Raw genomic sequence first — 16,134 nt, forward strand, 5'->3', positions numbered from 1 at the left:
GGGCATTTAGGGATGGGGTGTATGTATTGGCTTTGTGGACGATGATCCTGCGCAAGATGGCCAACAACAAGTGGCTGCAGCTGAATTTATGGATCGGCCTTACCGTATGCGTGGCCCTGTTCAGTTCCATGCCGCTCTACTCGCAGGCCATTTTGCAGCGGACATTACTGAAGGAGCTGCAGTCCGTGCAGACCGGGAGCAGCGTGTATCCGGGTTTTCTCCGAATAAGCACGACGGTCTCGGCATCATCCATGGACGCAAAGACGAAGGAAGCCATCGGAAGCGCCGACCGGTTCGTGAAGACGATTCCGGAGCGCATGGGGCTGGAAGCACTGTCGTTCTATCAGCAGCGGTTCACGCCGAAGATGAAGGTATACGGCGCCGATGCTTCGGCTCAAGAGAAGCAATCGCAAAAGACGTTAGGAAGCTTGATGTCGCTGTCTGATCTGGAGAAGCGGGTCCGGCTGATCGAGGGGCGGATGCCTGCGGATCGTTCGGACGGGATCATCGAGGCGCTGGTCACGCAGAAGTTTCAGCTGGCGACCAAGCGGAAGCTTGGTGAAGAACTGACCGTAGAGCCGCAGGATGGCGGAAGTACCCGCTTTCGGGTCATCCCGGTCGGCATCGTAGAGACGAATCCGGAGGCGGACCGGTATTTGCCGTTTCTGACCACGGAGAACGAGGACGGATTCCTGATCCCGTTCCAGCAGTTCGAGCGCGAATTTACGCAGGGCGGCAAAGCCAGGGTCTCCAGCATGGAATGGCGGCTCGCTCTCAATTACGAACAGCTGTCACTCGACAAGGTCGATGCGTTCACCCAGGCGGACCGGGAGGTCCGGCGTTATTTTAAAGGCAAGCTTGGGGTAGCCGAAATCAAAATTCCGGCGAGCCCGACCATCGTATCGTACCAGGGCAAACAGGAGAAGCTCGATACGGTGACGCTTTCGCTGTACACCCCTGTCATGCTGATGCTGGCATTCTATTTATATATGACCGCCAATCTGATCATTGACCGGCAAAAGACGGAAATTTCCGTGCTCCGCAGCCGGGGAGCAAGCCGGCTGCAGATCATGGCTGCCTACCTGCTGGAGAGCCTGCTGCTCGGGCTGAGCGCGCTGGCTGTCGGGCCCTTTCTCGGCGTATGGTTCACCAAACTGCTTGGCGCTTCCAATGGGTTTCTGGAGTTCGTGCAGCGCTCCGCGCTGAAGGTCAGCATGACGAGCAGCGCCTATCAAGTGGCTGCAGCCGCTGTGGCGGGAGCGATCATCCTGATCCTCATTCCGGCCTTCCTCGCAACGCGGGTCAGCATCGTAAGCCACAAGCAGCAGACAGCGCGCCTTACCCGGCTGTCGATCTGGCACAGGACAGGTTTGGATCTTGTTCTCGTCTGCCTGGCAGCTTACCTGCTGTACAATTTCAACCAGCGCCAGGAAGATCTGCGGAGGCTTGCGCTGGGATCTGCCGACCTGCAGGTCGATCCTCTCCTGTTCCTGACCCCGGCTCTGTTCGCGCTTGGAGGCGGCCTGCTGGTGCTGCGGGTATATCCCTGGTTCGTCCGGCTCGTTTATTGGCTGGGCCGAAACGGATGGCCGCCTGCGCTGTATCATACGCTCGTTCAGATCAGCCGCTCGTCCGGGCAGTATTTGACCATTCAGGTGTTCCTGATCATGACGGTGGCGACGGGCCTGTTCAGCGCGAACGCGGCCAGGACGATCAACGACAACATGGACAGCAAGGTCCGGTATGCGGTCGGCACGGACATTGCGCTGACGACGAAGTGGGAAAGCGATGCGCCTCCACCCGTATCCCCGGGGGCGGGAGGGCAGCCTCCGTCTGAGCCGGCAACGACAACCGTGCAGAAACGGGTTCAGTATACGGAGCCGCCCTTTAAGCCCTTTGAGGAGCTGGACGGTGTGCAAGCGACAGCAAAGGTGTTCAAGAAGCAGGAGGCCAGGTTCAGTGCCGGCGGCAATGAAAAGTCCGGCAAAACGGCTCTCTTTGGCATCGACACGAAGGATTTCGGCAGTACCGCTTGGATGAAGGAGGGGCTGCTGCAGTATCCCATTAACAGCTACCTGAACCTGATCGCCCCGAATCCGGAGGCCGTGCTCATTTCGCGGTCGCTCGCGGAGGATGCTAAGCTGAAGCCCGGCGATCCGATCCGGGTTTACTGGGACAGCCTGGATGGGGCGACGTTCACGGTGTACGGCATCATCGATTATTGGCCCAGCTGGAGCCCGCTGCCGTCCGATCAGGGAAGCGGAAAACCCGAGCAGCCGCATCTCGTTGTCGGACATCTGGGCACGATTCAGAACAGGCTGGCCGTCGAGCCTTATGAGGTATGGCTGAAGCTGGCGGACGGCACGAACAGCGAACAAATCTACAGGGAGCTGCAGGAGAAGAAGCTGCAGGTGACGAGCCTGCGGGACGCGACCCAGGAGCTGGTCCAGTCCAGAAATGATCCGTTCCGTTTGGCGATGAACGGCGTGATGACGCTCGGTTTTTCCATTTCGATGCTGGTCAGCTTTATCGGTTTCCTGCTGTTCTGGGTGCTGACCTTATCCGGCCGGACGCTTCAATACGGGGTTCTGCGGGCCATGGGCATCTCTTTCCCGCAAATGATCGGCATGCTCGTCAGCGAACAGCTGCTTACGTCGGGGGCCGCGGTCCTCATCGGCGTGTTCATCGGCAACGTCACGAGCATGAAATTCGTGCCGCTGTTCGAAATGTCGTTTGCTTCCAAAGAACAAGTCCCTCCATTCACGATTACCTATCAGCTCAGCGATTATTTGCAGCTGTACGGCATTATCGGGTTCACGCTGGCGACCGGGCTGATCATTCTGGGGTACCGGCTGACACGAATCCGCATCGCGCAGGCGCTGAAGCTCGGGGAGGAATAGCTCATGATTCAATGCGAAGGGCTCGTCAAAATCTATAAAACGGCGGATTTGGAAGTCGTCGCCCTTCAGGGCCTGGACCTTCAGGTGGAGAACGGTGAATTCATGGCGATCATCGGCAATTCCGGCAGCGGCAAATCGACGCTGCTCAACATGCTGGGCGGCCTCGACAAACCATCGGCCGGCAAGCTGTTCGTAGACGGCAAGGACCTGCTCGCGTTCAGCGAGCGCGACCTGGTGCAATATAAACGGGAGTCGGTCGGGTTCGTCTGGCAAAATAACGCGCGCAACCTGATTCCCTATTTGACCGCGATCGAAAATGTCGAGCTGCCGATTCTCCTGCGGGGCCGAAGACGCCGGGCCCGCGCGCTCGAGCTCCTGGAAGCGGTCGGCCTAAGCCACAGGGTGAAGAACAAGCTCAGCGAATTGTCCGGCGGTGAGCAGCAGCGGGTGGCTATTGCCATCGCGCTGGCGAACGAACCGCGGCTGCTGCTGGCCGATGAGCCAACCGGATCGCTCGATACGGGCACATCGAATCAGGTTCTCGATTTGTTCCGAACGTTGAATAGGGCCATCGGCATCACGATTGTGATCGTGACTCATGATCCGGAGCTGGCCCGCAAGGTGGACCGGGTTGTTCAGATCCGCGACGGCAAGACGTCGGCCGAGATGATCCGCAGGATCTCTTATTCCGATGTGCTGACGCAAATGGACGCCGACACCGCCCGGCGGGAAGCCGAGAGCCATATCGAGTACGCAGTGCTCGACAAGGCTGGCCGGCTGCAAATTCCTGCCGGTTACCTCGACACGGGGAGCTTCAAGGACAGCAACAAGGTGCGTGTCGAGCTTGAAGACGGACGAATCGTTCTGTACCCGGCAAACGAAAGGCAGACGGTCTGAACTTAACCTGGTTTTATTTATGGAATGAAGTGATCCATAACATGACCATGGAACGCCGTTAAGCGGCGTTTTAATGGAATAGATGACAAGAGGAGAGGTGGATTCATGAATAAGCATCGAATCAAACGTTCCATACTGCTGATGCTTGCCCTTGTGCTCGTATTGGCCCCTTTATCGCTCGGCACACGTCCGGGTCTGGCCCGTGCTGAGCAGGAGTCGGCCGGCCCGCTATCTGAAGGCCGCATAGGAACAGCCGGAACGAGCGATGCGGCAGCAAGCGTTCCGGTAAGCATCTCAAAAGATTTTGAGGACGGGACGCTTCAAGGCTGGTACGGGCGGGGCGGCAACGAAGTCCTGACGGTTTCCCCGAATGCAGCCCATACGGGATCTTACGGCATGCAGGTCACCGGTAGAACCCAGGGCTGGAACGGCCCGCAGCTCGACTTGACCCCAATCATGGAAACGGGAAAGACGTACCACTTATCGGCTTGGATCAAGCTGCCTGCCGGCACGGCAAGCTCGCCGGTATCGATTGTGGTCCAACGCACGACGGATGGCACCAATGCCTATGAACTCGTCAAATCGGTCCAGGCGAGCGACAGCGGATGGGTCAAGCTCAGCGGAGAATATACCTTGCAGCACCCGATTGAAAGCCTGGCCGTTTATATCGAATCCTTCGATGTTCCGACGCTTGATTTTTACGTGGACGATGTCGTGATTGAGCGCGCTCCGGATCCGGTTCCGATCGAGATTCAGAAGGACATTCCGAGCCTGAAGGACGTGTTTGCCGGCCAATTCAAGCTGGGGACGGCTGTGCTGGTCAATGAAATCCAGAATCCGAACAGCCCTGATGCGGAGCTGGTCCGGAAGCATTTCAACAGCCTGACGGCCGGCAACGAGCTGAAATGGGACGCCACCGAGCCCGCGGAGGGTCAATTCAATTTTACGGCAGCCGATAAAATTGTAAGCTTTGCTATGGATAACGGGATCGCCATGCGGGGCCACACGCTCATCTGGCATTCCCAGACGCCGAAATGGGTGTTTTACGACAGCAACGGCAACCTCGCCAGCAAGGAGCTTCTATATGCTCGGATGAAAAAGCATATCGATACCGTCGTTGGCCGGTACAAGGGAAAAATTTACGCTTGGGACGTTGTAAACGAGGTCATTGAGCCAGGCGATCAGAAGCCGGGGGGCCTCCGCAACAGCTTATGGTATCAAATTGCAGGCGAGGAATTCATTGAAAAGGCGTTCATTTATGCACATGAGGCCGATCCGGACGCCAAGCTGTTCATCAACGATTACAACACGAATGATCCCGTGAAACGGCAGTTTCTGCATGATCTGATTAAGCGTTTGAAGGCCAAGGGGATTCCGGTTGACGGCGTCGGCCACCAGACGCATATCGGGATCGAATATCCCCGGGTGCAGGAATTAGATGATATGATTCAGGCGTTCCGGGATCTTGACATCGATCAGCAAATCACCGAACTGGACATGAGCATCTATACGAATGACACGGAGGCCTATGAGACGTTCCCAACCGAGCTGCAAATCAAGCAGGCCAACCGCTACAGGGAGATCTTCGACGTATTCAGGAAGCATTCGGATCAGCTCAGCGCTGTCATATTCTGGGGCAAGGATGACCTGAACACCTGGCTGCGCACTTTCCCGGTCGTTCGCAACAATTGGCCGCTGCTGTTCGATGAAAGGCTGCAAGCCAAATACGCATACTGGGCGCTCGTCGATCCGGCGAAGGTTCCAGTTGAAACGAAGCGCACGAAAGCCCTGGAGGCCAGCGTGAAGATTGACGGCCAGGCGGAGGCGGTATGGAATGTGGCGCAGGCGGTACCGATCCAGACAGGCGGCAAAGCGGCAGCGACATATAAGACATTATGGGACGCAGGACATCTGTATCTATGGGTCGATGTCGATGATGCCACAGTCAACGGCAATGATTCCGTCGAAGTGTACATTGACGGCAATAACGGCAAAACGAATGCTTATGAAGCGGACGACAAAAAGTATACGTTTCGGCGCAGCGGCGCGAATCCGCATAAACCGGCCGAGTATAACGTGGTGAAAACGGAGAAGGGATACCGGATCGAAGCTTCGATCCCGGTCGACGGTGCGCAAACCGGAAAGGAAATCGGCTTTGACGTCCGTATTCGCGACCGGTCCGGTTCAGCGGAAGAGCTGGCGTCCTGGAACGATATTCATCACAGGCAGGATACGGATACGTCCGGGTTTGGCGTATTGACGATGGTGGAAGGTCCGCGAACCGCCAAGGCTGTAAAAGGAACGGCGGTCATCGACGGAAACATCGATGACATTTGGAACAAGGCCGAGCAGATCGTAACCGACCGCTGGGTCAGCGGATCTTCGGGCTCAACGGCCAAAGTCCGGACGCTCTGGGACGATCACCGTCTGTACGTGCTGGCCGAGGTGACCGACTCTCTGGTGACCAAGCGGAGCGCCAATGCGTGGGAGCAGGATTCGGTCGAAATCTTCATCGATCAGAACAACGCACGAGCCGCTTCTTATGACAGCGACGACGGGCAGTATCGTGTGAACTTCGATAACGAGCCGTCGGTCAGCCCCGGATCGCTCGGCGCCAATTTGACATCCGCCGCGAAGCGGACCCCGACCGGCTACATCATTGAGGCCGCTGTCGATTGGGTCGGAACACCTCCTGAGGCGGGCAGCCTCATCGGGTTTGACGTACAGGTCAATAATGACGGGAATGACGACGGGGTTCGCGACAGCGTGGCGATCTGGAATGATACATCGGACAGAACGTGGCAAAACCTGTCTAACATCGGACTGTTAACATTGGAATAACCCCAGCGAGTGGGGGAACGAATAAAGGCCGCTCCCGGATAAACAACCGGGAAGCGGCCTTTGGTTTAAGGGATCAGGTGGTCAGGCTTCATCGAATGTGCGCCATGTACGCCGAAGTATGCTTAAATCACGCCGTTATGATCAGGGTCTTTCTATATTTGTTAGCGCTTACACCGGTATACGTTTTGAACTTCTTATAGAACCAATCCATCTCGGTATAACCGACTTCATTAGCGATTTCATACACCTTCATGTCGGTATTCTCCAGCAGGAATTTTGCCTTCTCCATGCGCTGCTGAAGCAGATATTCCTTGAAGGTCATCTTCTCTTCTACTTTGAATTTCTGGCCGAGGTAAGAATAGTTGAAGTGAAAAATGTGGGAGATTTCCTTCAGCGTGATGTTCTGATGCAGGGCCTCTTCCACATACGCCTTCACCTTGTCGATGATACCGGCCGAAGAGATGGCGGAGGCAGCTCCCTGAACGGTTCCTGCCCATGGGACCGGTTGATGTCCGGAATACGGCGCTTCGTCCATCTCCCGCTTCACGGTCTTCAGGCTAGCCGCGAATTCCTCCGGCGATACGGGGTCGGGCAGGTAGTCGTTCACCTGATAATACAAAGCCTTTCGGGCAAGCTGAAACTCATTGCGCCCGCCGATCAGAACGATCGGGACACGGCTTTTCTCCCGGATACGGCCGCAGAGCTGAAGTCCTTCTTCCTCCGAGGCTCTCATGCTGATCAGCACCAGCTGATGATCCTGGGCGGATAGCATCGACATCGCCTCGGCAGCTGCAGCGGCATGGCACTCCAATTCAAATTCCGCTTGGTGTCTGTCCAGCATACGCTTTATCCATTCCTTCGCATGATGATCGGGATCAACAAGCAGCACCTTATACACGATATTCCCCCCTGTTTCTTTTTCGTAAATCATTGGCTCCGGTGAAGCTGCTTATCTCTCATTATGAAAAAGAACCCGATACCCAAACAATGTGCTTTTCTTTATATTGCTATCCGTTGTTTACTTATTGGCCATTTGTAATGTAAGGGGTTACAAGCAACCTATATTTTGACGGGTAGAATATCTAACTAACCACAGGTTGTTGCCCTTTCAATGTAAGCGCTACACTTTGAATGTAATTGGGATGCAAATCACTTTAACGGGGGGATTAGAGGAATGCGTATGGGAAAAATGATGCTGCTGCTCTGCACACTGTTACTTGTGCTTTCGGCGTGCAGCAGCGGCGGCTCCAAAAGTGGGTCAAGCGCCGGTACGGCGGAGACGAGTACGGAGACGAGTACCGAGACTGCGGCAACCAACACCGACAATAAAGGTGCGGAAGAGAAGGATGCGGAGCAAACCTACAAGACGCCTGACATGGATTTCGACATGGGCGGAAGAACGATCAAGGTCGTATCGTGGTGGGATATGACGATTCCGGAGGATAACCCGGATAACATCCAGCGCAAAAAAAATCTGGAGGAGCTGGAGAAGAAGCATAACTTCAAAGTGGAATACGTCGCGATCGATTACGGCGAATACCAGCAAAAAGTGACAGCTTCCCTGCTGGCCGGCGAACCGCTTGGCGACATCGTCAGATTGGGCAAAACCTACACGATTCCGGCACTTGTGAAACAGGACTTGTTGTGGCCCGTCGATGAGTATACGAAAAATCCGGTAGCCTTTAACCAAAGTGTGACCAATCAATACATGCAATATAACGGAAGGGGTTACGGATTCTCGGAAGGTCAGGGCAACAATGTCATGGGTATTTTTTACAACCGGACGCTCATGAGCAAGCTTGGCTTGAAGTCGCTTCAAGATTATGTCAATGAAGACAGCTGGAATTGGGATACGTTTTTGCAAGTGGCCAAAGAAGCCAACAAGGATACGAACAATGACGGCAAGCTTGATTCCTGGGGGCTCGCTAACCCGGCGCCGCTCGAATTTGCGCTCGCTTCCAACGAAACGAGCTTGACGAAGGATAACAAGCAAAACCTGGAGGATCCGAAAACGACCGAAGCGCTTAATTTTATTTCCAAGATTGCGACCGAAAAAGTGGCCAGACCAACGGAAGGCGGCGACTGGACGGAGCCGGGCCAATTTTTCCGCCAAGGCAACACGTTGATGTACACGGGAGCGCTCTACGAACTTAGCGGTTTCAAGAAGGATATGCCTGACGCGGATATCGGATTTGTGCCATTCCCTAAAGGGCCTAGTGCAAGCTCGTACCACTCTTACGAAGGCCTCTATCAATCTTTGTTCATCCCTAAGGCTGTGAAGGATCCGGATAAGCTGCTCTATATTTGGGAGAAAATCAACGACATCGATTCGATGTATGACTATCCGGACCAGGCCTACTATGAAACCTCGTTCACGGACGAAAACGACATTAACAATGCGAAGGAAGTCGCCGCCAATTTGATTGTCCTCGACCACTTCACATTCCCGAACCTGAAGTTCTACGATTTCCTCGGCGAAATCACCAGTGGAACCTCGGTGTCTACTGTGGTGGAAAAGTACAAAGCGCCGTTCCAGGCAGCCATTAATGAGGTATACGGATCGAAATAATTTCACATGTTGAAGCAGCAGTCCCTATTAGAAATTTTTTTCTAACGGGGACTGTTATTGACATGACATGTCTCTTGCTTCAGGAGGGAGAAGCGTGAACAACCGAAAGAAGAGCTACGTCGCTGTCCTGCTCGTCCTTGCTATACTGGTGTCCATTTGGGCATTCTACCCTTCCGGTTCATCCGAAGTGCGGAGCGTTCAAGCCATGGCCGATTTTGCGGCTGTTACGGGATCGGGCGGGGATGACGGCGGCTACGATGCATATGTGAAAGCCCATTCGGCTGCTAAGCGCCCGGATCAGGTTATCCGGATCGAGGGCGAGAGCTTTACCCAAACCGACGGGCCGGGATTCGAGGTTGTCCATCCGTCAGGGGAAACCGCCGTCCTCACGCCGGAATCGGGTTCCATCAGCTGGAACGTGCCCATCGAACAAGCGGGCCTGTACAACATCCGAATCCGGTATTTGCCGGTTGAAGGCAAAAGTTCCGCAATCGAACGCGGATTGACGATCAATCAACAGCTGCCCTTTAAGGGCGCCGACCTGGTTACGTTTGATCGGGTCTGGGGCAACCGGGACGACAAGATCGGTCGCGATGACAGAGGGAACGATCTGCGTCCGAGTCAGGTAGAGAAGCCGATCTGGCAGGTCGAATCCGTCACCGACCGCAGCGGTTATTATGACGAACCCTATTTGTTCTATTTTGACAAAGGCAATCAAAGCGTGACCTTGACGGCATTGCGTGAGCCTATGGCCATCGATTATATCGAGCTGTACCAGGAAGAAGCATTAAAGACGTACGCAGAAATCAAGAGCGATTATTCAACCGAAGGGCTGCAGCCGGTCAAAGACCAATACACCCTGATTCAGGCAGAGGATGCGGTGTATAAGTCCTCTCCGACCTTGTACCCGGTTTCTGACAGATCGAGCCCGACGGTTATTCCATACGATGTGTCCAAAATTCGGATCAACACGATCGGAGGGCTGAACTGGAAGCTGCCCGGACAATGGATCGAGTGGGAATTCGAAGCGCCGGAAGACGGCTTGTACCAGATCGCTTTAAAAGAGAAGCAGGATCAGCTGCGCGGCGTCTTCGCCACGCGAAGCCTGACGATTGACGGAAAGGTTCCGTTCAAGGAGATGAAGCGGATCCCTTTTGAATTCGGCAGGGACTGGAGCATGTACGTCTTGGGAGAGGATGAGCCGTACCTGTTTCATTTGACCCAAGGCAAGCACCGGATTCGCATGACGGTTTCCCTTGGCGAGCTGGCCCCGCTGATCCAGACGATCGAGTCGAGCGTGCTGCAGCTGAACGAAATGTACCGCAAAATTTTGATGATCACGTCCAATTCGCCCGATCCGTACCGGGACTACCAATTGGAGAAGCGGATCCCGGAAATGGCGGAGGTATTCCGCAAACAAGCCGAAACGATCCAGAGCGTGGCCGATTACCTGGAACAAACGACAGGCGAACAGAGCGACAAGGTAGCTATTTTGCACACGATGGTCAAGCAGCTTCAAGAGATGGCCAAACGGCCGGATACGGTTGCGAACCGTTTGGAGGCCTTCAAGACCAACGTCGGCGGCCTGGGTACGTGGATTCTGACCGTCCGGGAACAGCCGCTTACGCTGGATTATCTGGTCGTTTCCTCGCCGGATCATAAGCTGCCGAGAGCGGACGCGTCGTTTCTGCAAGTGGTGAAGCATGAAGCCGGGTCGCTCACCGCTTCTTATACCGAGGATTACGACAGCATCGGCAACACCGGCAAGCAGAAGCGGTCGACGACCGTTTGGATTACGACGGGACGGGATCAGGCACAGGTGTTGAAAAACCTGATCGATGATTCGTTTACCCCGAAATCGGACATTTCGGTCAATCTGAAGTTAGTACCCGCCAACATCCTTCTGCCCGCGACGCTCGCCGGGGAAGGGCCGGACGTGGCCATGCAGATCGGCGAAGACGTGCCCGTGAACTATGCCATGCGGGGGGCGGCCGCCGATTTATCGAAATTTGCCGATTATAACGAAGTCGCATCCCGCTTTCGCGACAGCGGATTGGTGCCTTACGAATATGACGGGGGCGTCTACGCGCTGCCGGAGCAGCAGTCGTTCCCGATGCTCTTTTACCGCAAGGATATCCTGAAGGAGCTTAACCTGGAGCCGCCTCAAACGTGGCAGGATATTTACAACATGATTTCGGTTCTGCAGAAGCACAACATGGAATTTTATCTGCCGATCGAGGCCGCCAACGCGAGCCTGGTGCCGAACCCGACATTCTCCATGCTGCTGTACCAGAACGGCGGCGAATTCTACCGGGACGGCGGCAGAAAGAGCGCGCTGGATTCCGAAATCTCCATGGATGCCTTCAAAAAATGGACGCAGTTCTATACGAGCTACAAGTTCCCGCTGCTGGCCGACTTTCCGAACCGGTTCCGGACCGGCGAAATGCCGATCGGCATCGCGGATTATACGACGTACAACATGCTGACCGTCCTGGCGCCGGAGATCAAGGGGCTCTGGGAATTTACCATGGTGCCCGGCACGGAGAAGAACGGCACGATCCATCATGAAGTGGCGAGCCACACGACCGGCGTGATGATGCTCGAGGGCGCACGGGATCAAGAGGCGGCTTGGGAGTTCATGAAATGGTGGACGGATAAGGATACCCAAATCGCATACGGCCGCGAGATGGAGGGGCTGATGGGCGAGGCTGCCCGTTATCCGACAGCCAACGTCGAGGCGCTCGAGGAGCTGCCTTGGCCGGTTAAAGACTATCGTAATTTGGAGAATCAGTGGAAATGGGTCCGGGGGATCCCGCAGGTTCCGGGCGGCTATTTTACCGGCCGGCATCTGGACAACGCATTCCGCAAAGTCGTCAACGCCAGCGAGAATCCCCGCGAGGCTTTGTCGGATTACCTCTTGTACATCAACGACGAAATTGCGGTCAAGCGAAAGGAATTCAATTTACCTGAACAGTAAGGGGGGAATCGGATGCAAGCCGAAACAACCAGCAAGGCCGCCGTATCGAGCCTCGTGCAGCCGAAAAAGCAGTCGCGGCTGGCCAACGTCTGGAGAGAGCTGAAGAAAAACAAGCATTATTACATCCTGATGAGTCCGTACATGCTGATCTTTTTTGCCTTTACGGTGGTTCCGGTCGTGTTCTCGATCGTTCTCAGCTTCTTTTATTTCAATATGCTGGAATTCCCCCGTTTTGTCGGGTGGCAGAACTACTCCAGACTGTTTTTGAATGATGACGTCTTTATGATCGCTTTGAAAAATACGCTGCTGTTCGCGGTCATTTGCGGTCCGATCAGCTACCTTGCCTGCTTTCTGTTTGCATGGATTATCAATGAGCTGTCCCCGAAGGTCCGCGCGTTGATGACGCTTGTTTTCTATGCGCCGTCGATTTCCGGCAACGTTTTCTTTATTTGGCTCATTATTTTTTCAGGCGACAGATACGGCTATTTGAACGGCTTTTTAATTAAATTCGGCTTTATGCTGGAACCGATTCAATGGCTGACGAACGAGAAGTACATTTTGCCGATCATCATGATCGTTCAGCTGTGGCTCAGCCTTGGTACCAGCTTCCTGGCTTTTATTGCGGGCCTGCAAACGATCGACAAGTCCCTGATTGAAGCCGGAGCGATCGACGGCATCCGCAACCGCTGGCAGGAGCTGTGGTTCATTACGCTGCCGTCCATGAGGCCGCAGCTGATGTTCGGCGCGGTTATGCAGATCACCAGCTCGTTTGCGGTGGCCGATATCTCGGTGGCGCTCGCCGGTTTTCCCAGCGTCAACTACGCGGGGCATACGATCGTCACGCACTTGATGGATTACGGAACGATCCGCTTTGAAATGGGGTATGCGTCCGCGATTGCGACGGTGCTGTTCGCCATGATGCTCGGTGCCAACAAATTGACGCAGCGATTGCTCAGAAAGGTAGGGGAGTGATTTGGTGACGAGAATGATGGCCGCCTTTCGCATGCCGAGAAGGCTGAACCGCTCTTTTACCGTCAGCTTTATGCTGTTCGCATTCCTGGCCGTATTCGGCGCATTCATGGCGCTGCCGCTGATCTACGCCGTTAATAATGCTTTTAAACCGCTGAACGAACTGTTCCTGTTTCCGCCGCGCTTCTTCGTGAACAATCCGACGATGGACAACTTTTACGATCTAGTGGCGTTAATGGGAAATTCCTGGGTTCCGCTGTCCCGGTATATCGTGAATACGCTCTTCATTACGATTGTAGGGACCGTCGGCCATATCCTGCTGTCGTCTGCCGCGGCCTATCCACTGGCAAAATACCGTTTTCCCGGGTCCAAGATCCTGTTCTCGATCGTCGTCATGTCCTTGATGTTTTCCGGGCATGTTACGGCGATTCCCAACTATATGGTGATGTCGTGGCTCGGCTGGATCAATACGCACGCATCGATTATCGTCCCGTCGCTTGCGTTCCCGTTAGGTTTATTCTTGATGAAGCAGTTCATGGAGCAGATTCCGGATGCCCTGCTGGAAGCGGCCAAAATCGACGGGGCGAACGAATACCGGATTTATTGGACGATCGTCATGCCCAACGTGAAGCCTGCTTGGCTAACGCTGATGATTTTGCAGTTTCCGATGTTGTGGGGCTCGGACGGGGGCAATTTCATTTACAGTGAGAACCTCAAGACGCTTCACTATGCCTTAGGCCAAATCACCGCGGGCGGGATTGCCCGGGCCGGCGTGGGAGCTGCCGTCGCGCTGATTCTGATGGTCGTGCCGATTACACTCTTTATCATTTCGCAGAGCAACGTCCTTCAGACGATGGCGACCTCCGGAATGAAAGAATAGAGGGGAGACTAGCACGATGCGAATGAGCATACCGAAAGTGAAAAAGTACCTCCTGGTGGCTGCCCTCTGCTGCCTGCTGGGGACGAGTATAGGCGTAAATGCGGCTCACGCCGAAGGCAGCGCCTCCTACAACTATTCCTTCTGGAATGACACGACGCCGGCTCCTGCCGCGTATGAGGCCACGTCCTTGCTGAACGGCACGCAGCTTGGCGTGGGCCCCTTCAAAAACCCGAGCGACATCCACGTAACGGCCGACAAAGAGATTTATGTGCTCGATTCCGGCAACAACCGCATCGTCGTCCTCGACGAGCATTTTAAGCCGGTTAAGGTGGTGGATTCCTTTGACCACAAGGGGAAGAAAGATACGTTCAATAACCCGCAAGGGATCTTCGTGACCGACCGGAAAGAGCTCTTTATCGCCGATACGGGCAATAAACGGGTGGTTCATCTGGATTCAAACTTAAGGGTGGCGGGGGTGCTTGAAGCGCCGAAGTCCGACCTACTGCAGGCTAATTTCGATTTTCAGCCGGTTCGGGTGGTTGTTGACACGGCGCAGCGGATCTACGTCATGTCGACCGGCGTATTTGACGGTTTTATGGAATTCAATCCGGACGGGGCGTTCACCTCGTTCATCGGCGCTAACCGGGTGACGGTTGATCCGGTGGAGCTGTTCTGGAAAAGGATGTCTACGCAGGCACAGCGGAGCCAAATGGTGATGTTCACACCTACCGAATTCACGAACCTGGATATGGATGACGAAGGCTTCATTTACGCAACAAGCGGTGACTACTCGAATAATCCGATCAAAAAACTGAACGCTCAGGGCAACGATATTCTCCGGCGGACGGGATATCTCAGCCTGGTGGGGGATATCCGGTATTCAAAAGATGTCGGCCCTTCACGGCTCATCGATATCGATGTCACCGACAGCGAAATGTATTCGGTCCTCGACTCCAAGCGGGGCAGAATCTTCACTTACAGCGGGGATGGACATCTGATGTACATATTCGGCGGCTTGGGCAACCAAATGGGCCAATTTAACACTCCCGCGGCGATTGAACGGGTCGGGGACGATTTTCTTGTGCTGGATAAGGCATTCGGCGAGATAACAGTGTTTCAGACAACAGCGTACGGCCGGATGTTGAACGAAGCGGTCCGGAGCTACTACAGGGGCGATGAGGAAAAGGCGTTTGATCTCTATCAACAGGCGATCAATATGAATGCGAACCTGGAATTTGCTTATTCCGGCGTGGGCAAGGCCCTCCTTCGGAAAGGGGACTACAAAGGGGCTATGCAGTATTTCAAGGAAAGCTATGATCAAGCCAATTATTCAAAGGCGTACCTGCTTTACCGCAAAGAGGTGATGAGAGAATACTTCCCGGCAGTCATGACCGGATTGATCGTGCTTGCCGCAGCTCTCCTGCTCTTCAAAAAGCTCCGGAAGCGGATGAGGAGACAAGGAGGTGTTACGATTGAATCGTGAGCTCGTAAAATACCCGCTATATCTCATCGTGCATCCGTTTAACGCCTATTGGGACCTGAAATACGAACGAAACAAGCGGCACATGCTGATCGCTTCCTTGATCATTTTGTTTTTGATGATCATCACCAATATCCTTAGCAACCAGTACAGCGGCTTCCTAGTCAAAATCACCAATCCGGATGATATGAACAGCCTGATGGAAGTAGTGTACATCGTTGTCCCGGTTTTGTTCTGGTGCGTGGCCAACTGGTCGCTGACGACGCTCATGGACGGCGAAGGGAAGTTCGTTGAAATTTTTACATCGACTTGCTTTGCCCTCGTTCCGATGATGATCATCAACTTCCCGTGGATCTGGCTCAGCAATGTCATATCGCTGCAGGAGACGGCGTTTTATAACTTCTGCAACACCGCGGCCTTCCTCTGGTCGGCGTATCTTTTGTTCGTCGGCAACATGACCGTGCATCAATACTCGCCGTCGAAGACCATCGGGACGATCCTGCTGACGATCGTGGCGATGGGCTTTATGGCTTTTATCTGCCTGCTGTTTTTCGGACTGATTCAGCAGATGATTTCGTTCGTTCACGTCATTTATCAGGAAATCATGCTTAGAAACTAAAG

10 protein-coding genes are annotated in these 16,134 nt (G+C 54.4%); 9 read left to right on the plus strand and 1 reads right to left on the minus strand.

The window, feature by feature from the left end; all coding sequences use genetic code 11:
- The first annotated feature begins 17 nt into the window (after window positions 1–17).
- The 3 genes from IAE55_RS10890 (at window position 18) to IAE55_RS10900 (ending at window position 6,638) form a co-directional block, all read left to right on the plus strand.
- Window positions 18–2,900: an ABC transporter permease gene (locus tag IAE55_RS10890; protein ID WP_325168627.1), complete on the plus strand. Its 2,883-nt coding sequence runs from the start codon at window positions 18–20 to the stop codon at window positions 2,898–2,900.
- Between the two features lie 3 nt (window positions 2,901–2,903).
- Window positions 2,904–3,797, plus strand: a complete 894-nt coding sequence (locus IAE55_RS10895; RefSeq protein ID WP_105443974.1) for an ABC transporter ATP-binding protein — start codon at window positions 2,904–2,906, stop codon at window positions 3,795–3,797.
- A gap of 105 nt (window positions 3,798–3,902) precedes the next feature.
- A complete protein-coding gene (locus IAE55_RS10900) occupies window positions 3,903–6,638 on the plus strand; it encodes an endo-1,4-beta-xylanase (protein WP_200632079.1) in 2,736 nt (911 codons plus the stop codon).
- A 127-nt stretch (window positions 6,639–6,765) separates the two neighbouring features.
- Here the strand turns inward: IAE55_RS10900 and IAE55_RS10905 are convergent, their stop codons facing one another.
- Window positions 6,766–7,536, minus strand: a complete 771-nt coding sequence (locus IAE55_RS10905) for a helix-turn-helix domain-containing protein (protein ID WP_181152929.1) — start codon at window positions 7,534–7,536, stop codon at window positions 6,766–6,768.
- A gap of 276 nt (window positions 7,537–7,812) precedes the next feature.
- Between IAE55_RS10905 and IAE55_RS10910 the strand changes: the two genes are divergently transcribed.
- The 6 genes from IAE55_RS10910 to IAE55_RS10935 all read left to right on the plus strand — a co-directional run bounded on the left by IAE55_RS10910 (window position 7,813) and on the right by IAE55_RS10935 (window position 16,132).
- Window positions 7,813–9,207 carry an ABC transporter substrate-binding protein gene (locus IAE55_RS10910; RefSeq protein ID WP_105443972.1) on the plus strand — a complete coding sequence of 465 codons (1,395 nt, stop codon included), beginning with the start codon at window positions 7,813–7,815 and terminating at the stop codon, window positions 9,205–9,207.
- Window positions 9,208–9,301: 94 nt separating this feature from the next.
- On the plus strand, window positions 9,302–12,184 hold the full coding sequence (locus IAE55_RS10915; RefSeq protein ID WP_200632080.1) for an extracellular solute-binding protein: 2,883 nt from the start codon (window positions 9,302–9,304) through the stop codon (window positions 12,182–12,184).
- A gap of 12 nt (window positions 12,185–12,196) precedes the next feature.
- Window positions 12,197–13,156, plus strand: coding sequence for a carbohydrate ABC transporter permease (locus IAE55_RS10920; RefSeq protein WP_145159692.1), 960 nt, complete (start codon window positions 12,197–12,199; stop codon window positions 13,154–13,156).
- Window positions 13,157–13,169: 13 nt separating this feature from the next.
- A complete protein-coding gene (locus tag IAE55_RS10925; RefSeq protein WP_192715363.1) occupies window positions 13,170–14,033 on the plus strand; it encodes a carbohydrate ABC transporter permease in 864 nt (287 codons plus the stop codon).
- A gap of 16 nt (window positions 14,034–14,049) precedes the next feature.
- The gene (locus IAE55_RS10930) at window positions 14,050–15,516 is read left to right on the plus strand and encodes a hypothetical protein (protein ID WP_145159690.1); all 1,467 of its coding nucleotides are present in this window, start codon (window positions 14,050–14,052) and stop codon (window positions 15,514–15,516) included.
- Complete coding sequence (locus IAE55_RS10935) at window positions 15,506–16,132, plus strand: Yip1 family protein (protein WP_200632082.1); 627 nt, start codon at window positions 15,506–15,508, stop codon at window positions 16,130–16,132. The genes IAE55_RS10930 and IAE55_RS10935 overlap by 11 nt, the downstream gene beginning before the upstream one ends.
- Window positions 16,133–16,134: the final 2 nt, after the last annotated feature.

This window comes from Paenibacillus sp. S28 (genome assembly GCF_016624415.1).
GTDB classification, from domain to species: Bacteria; Bacillota; Bacilli; order Paenibacillales; family Paenibacillaceae; genus Paenibacillus_AQ; species Paenibacillus_AQ favisporus.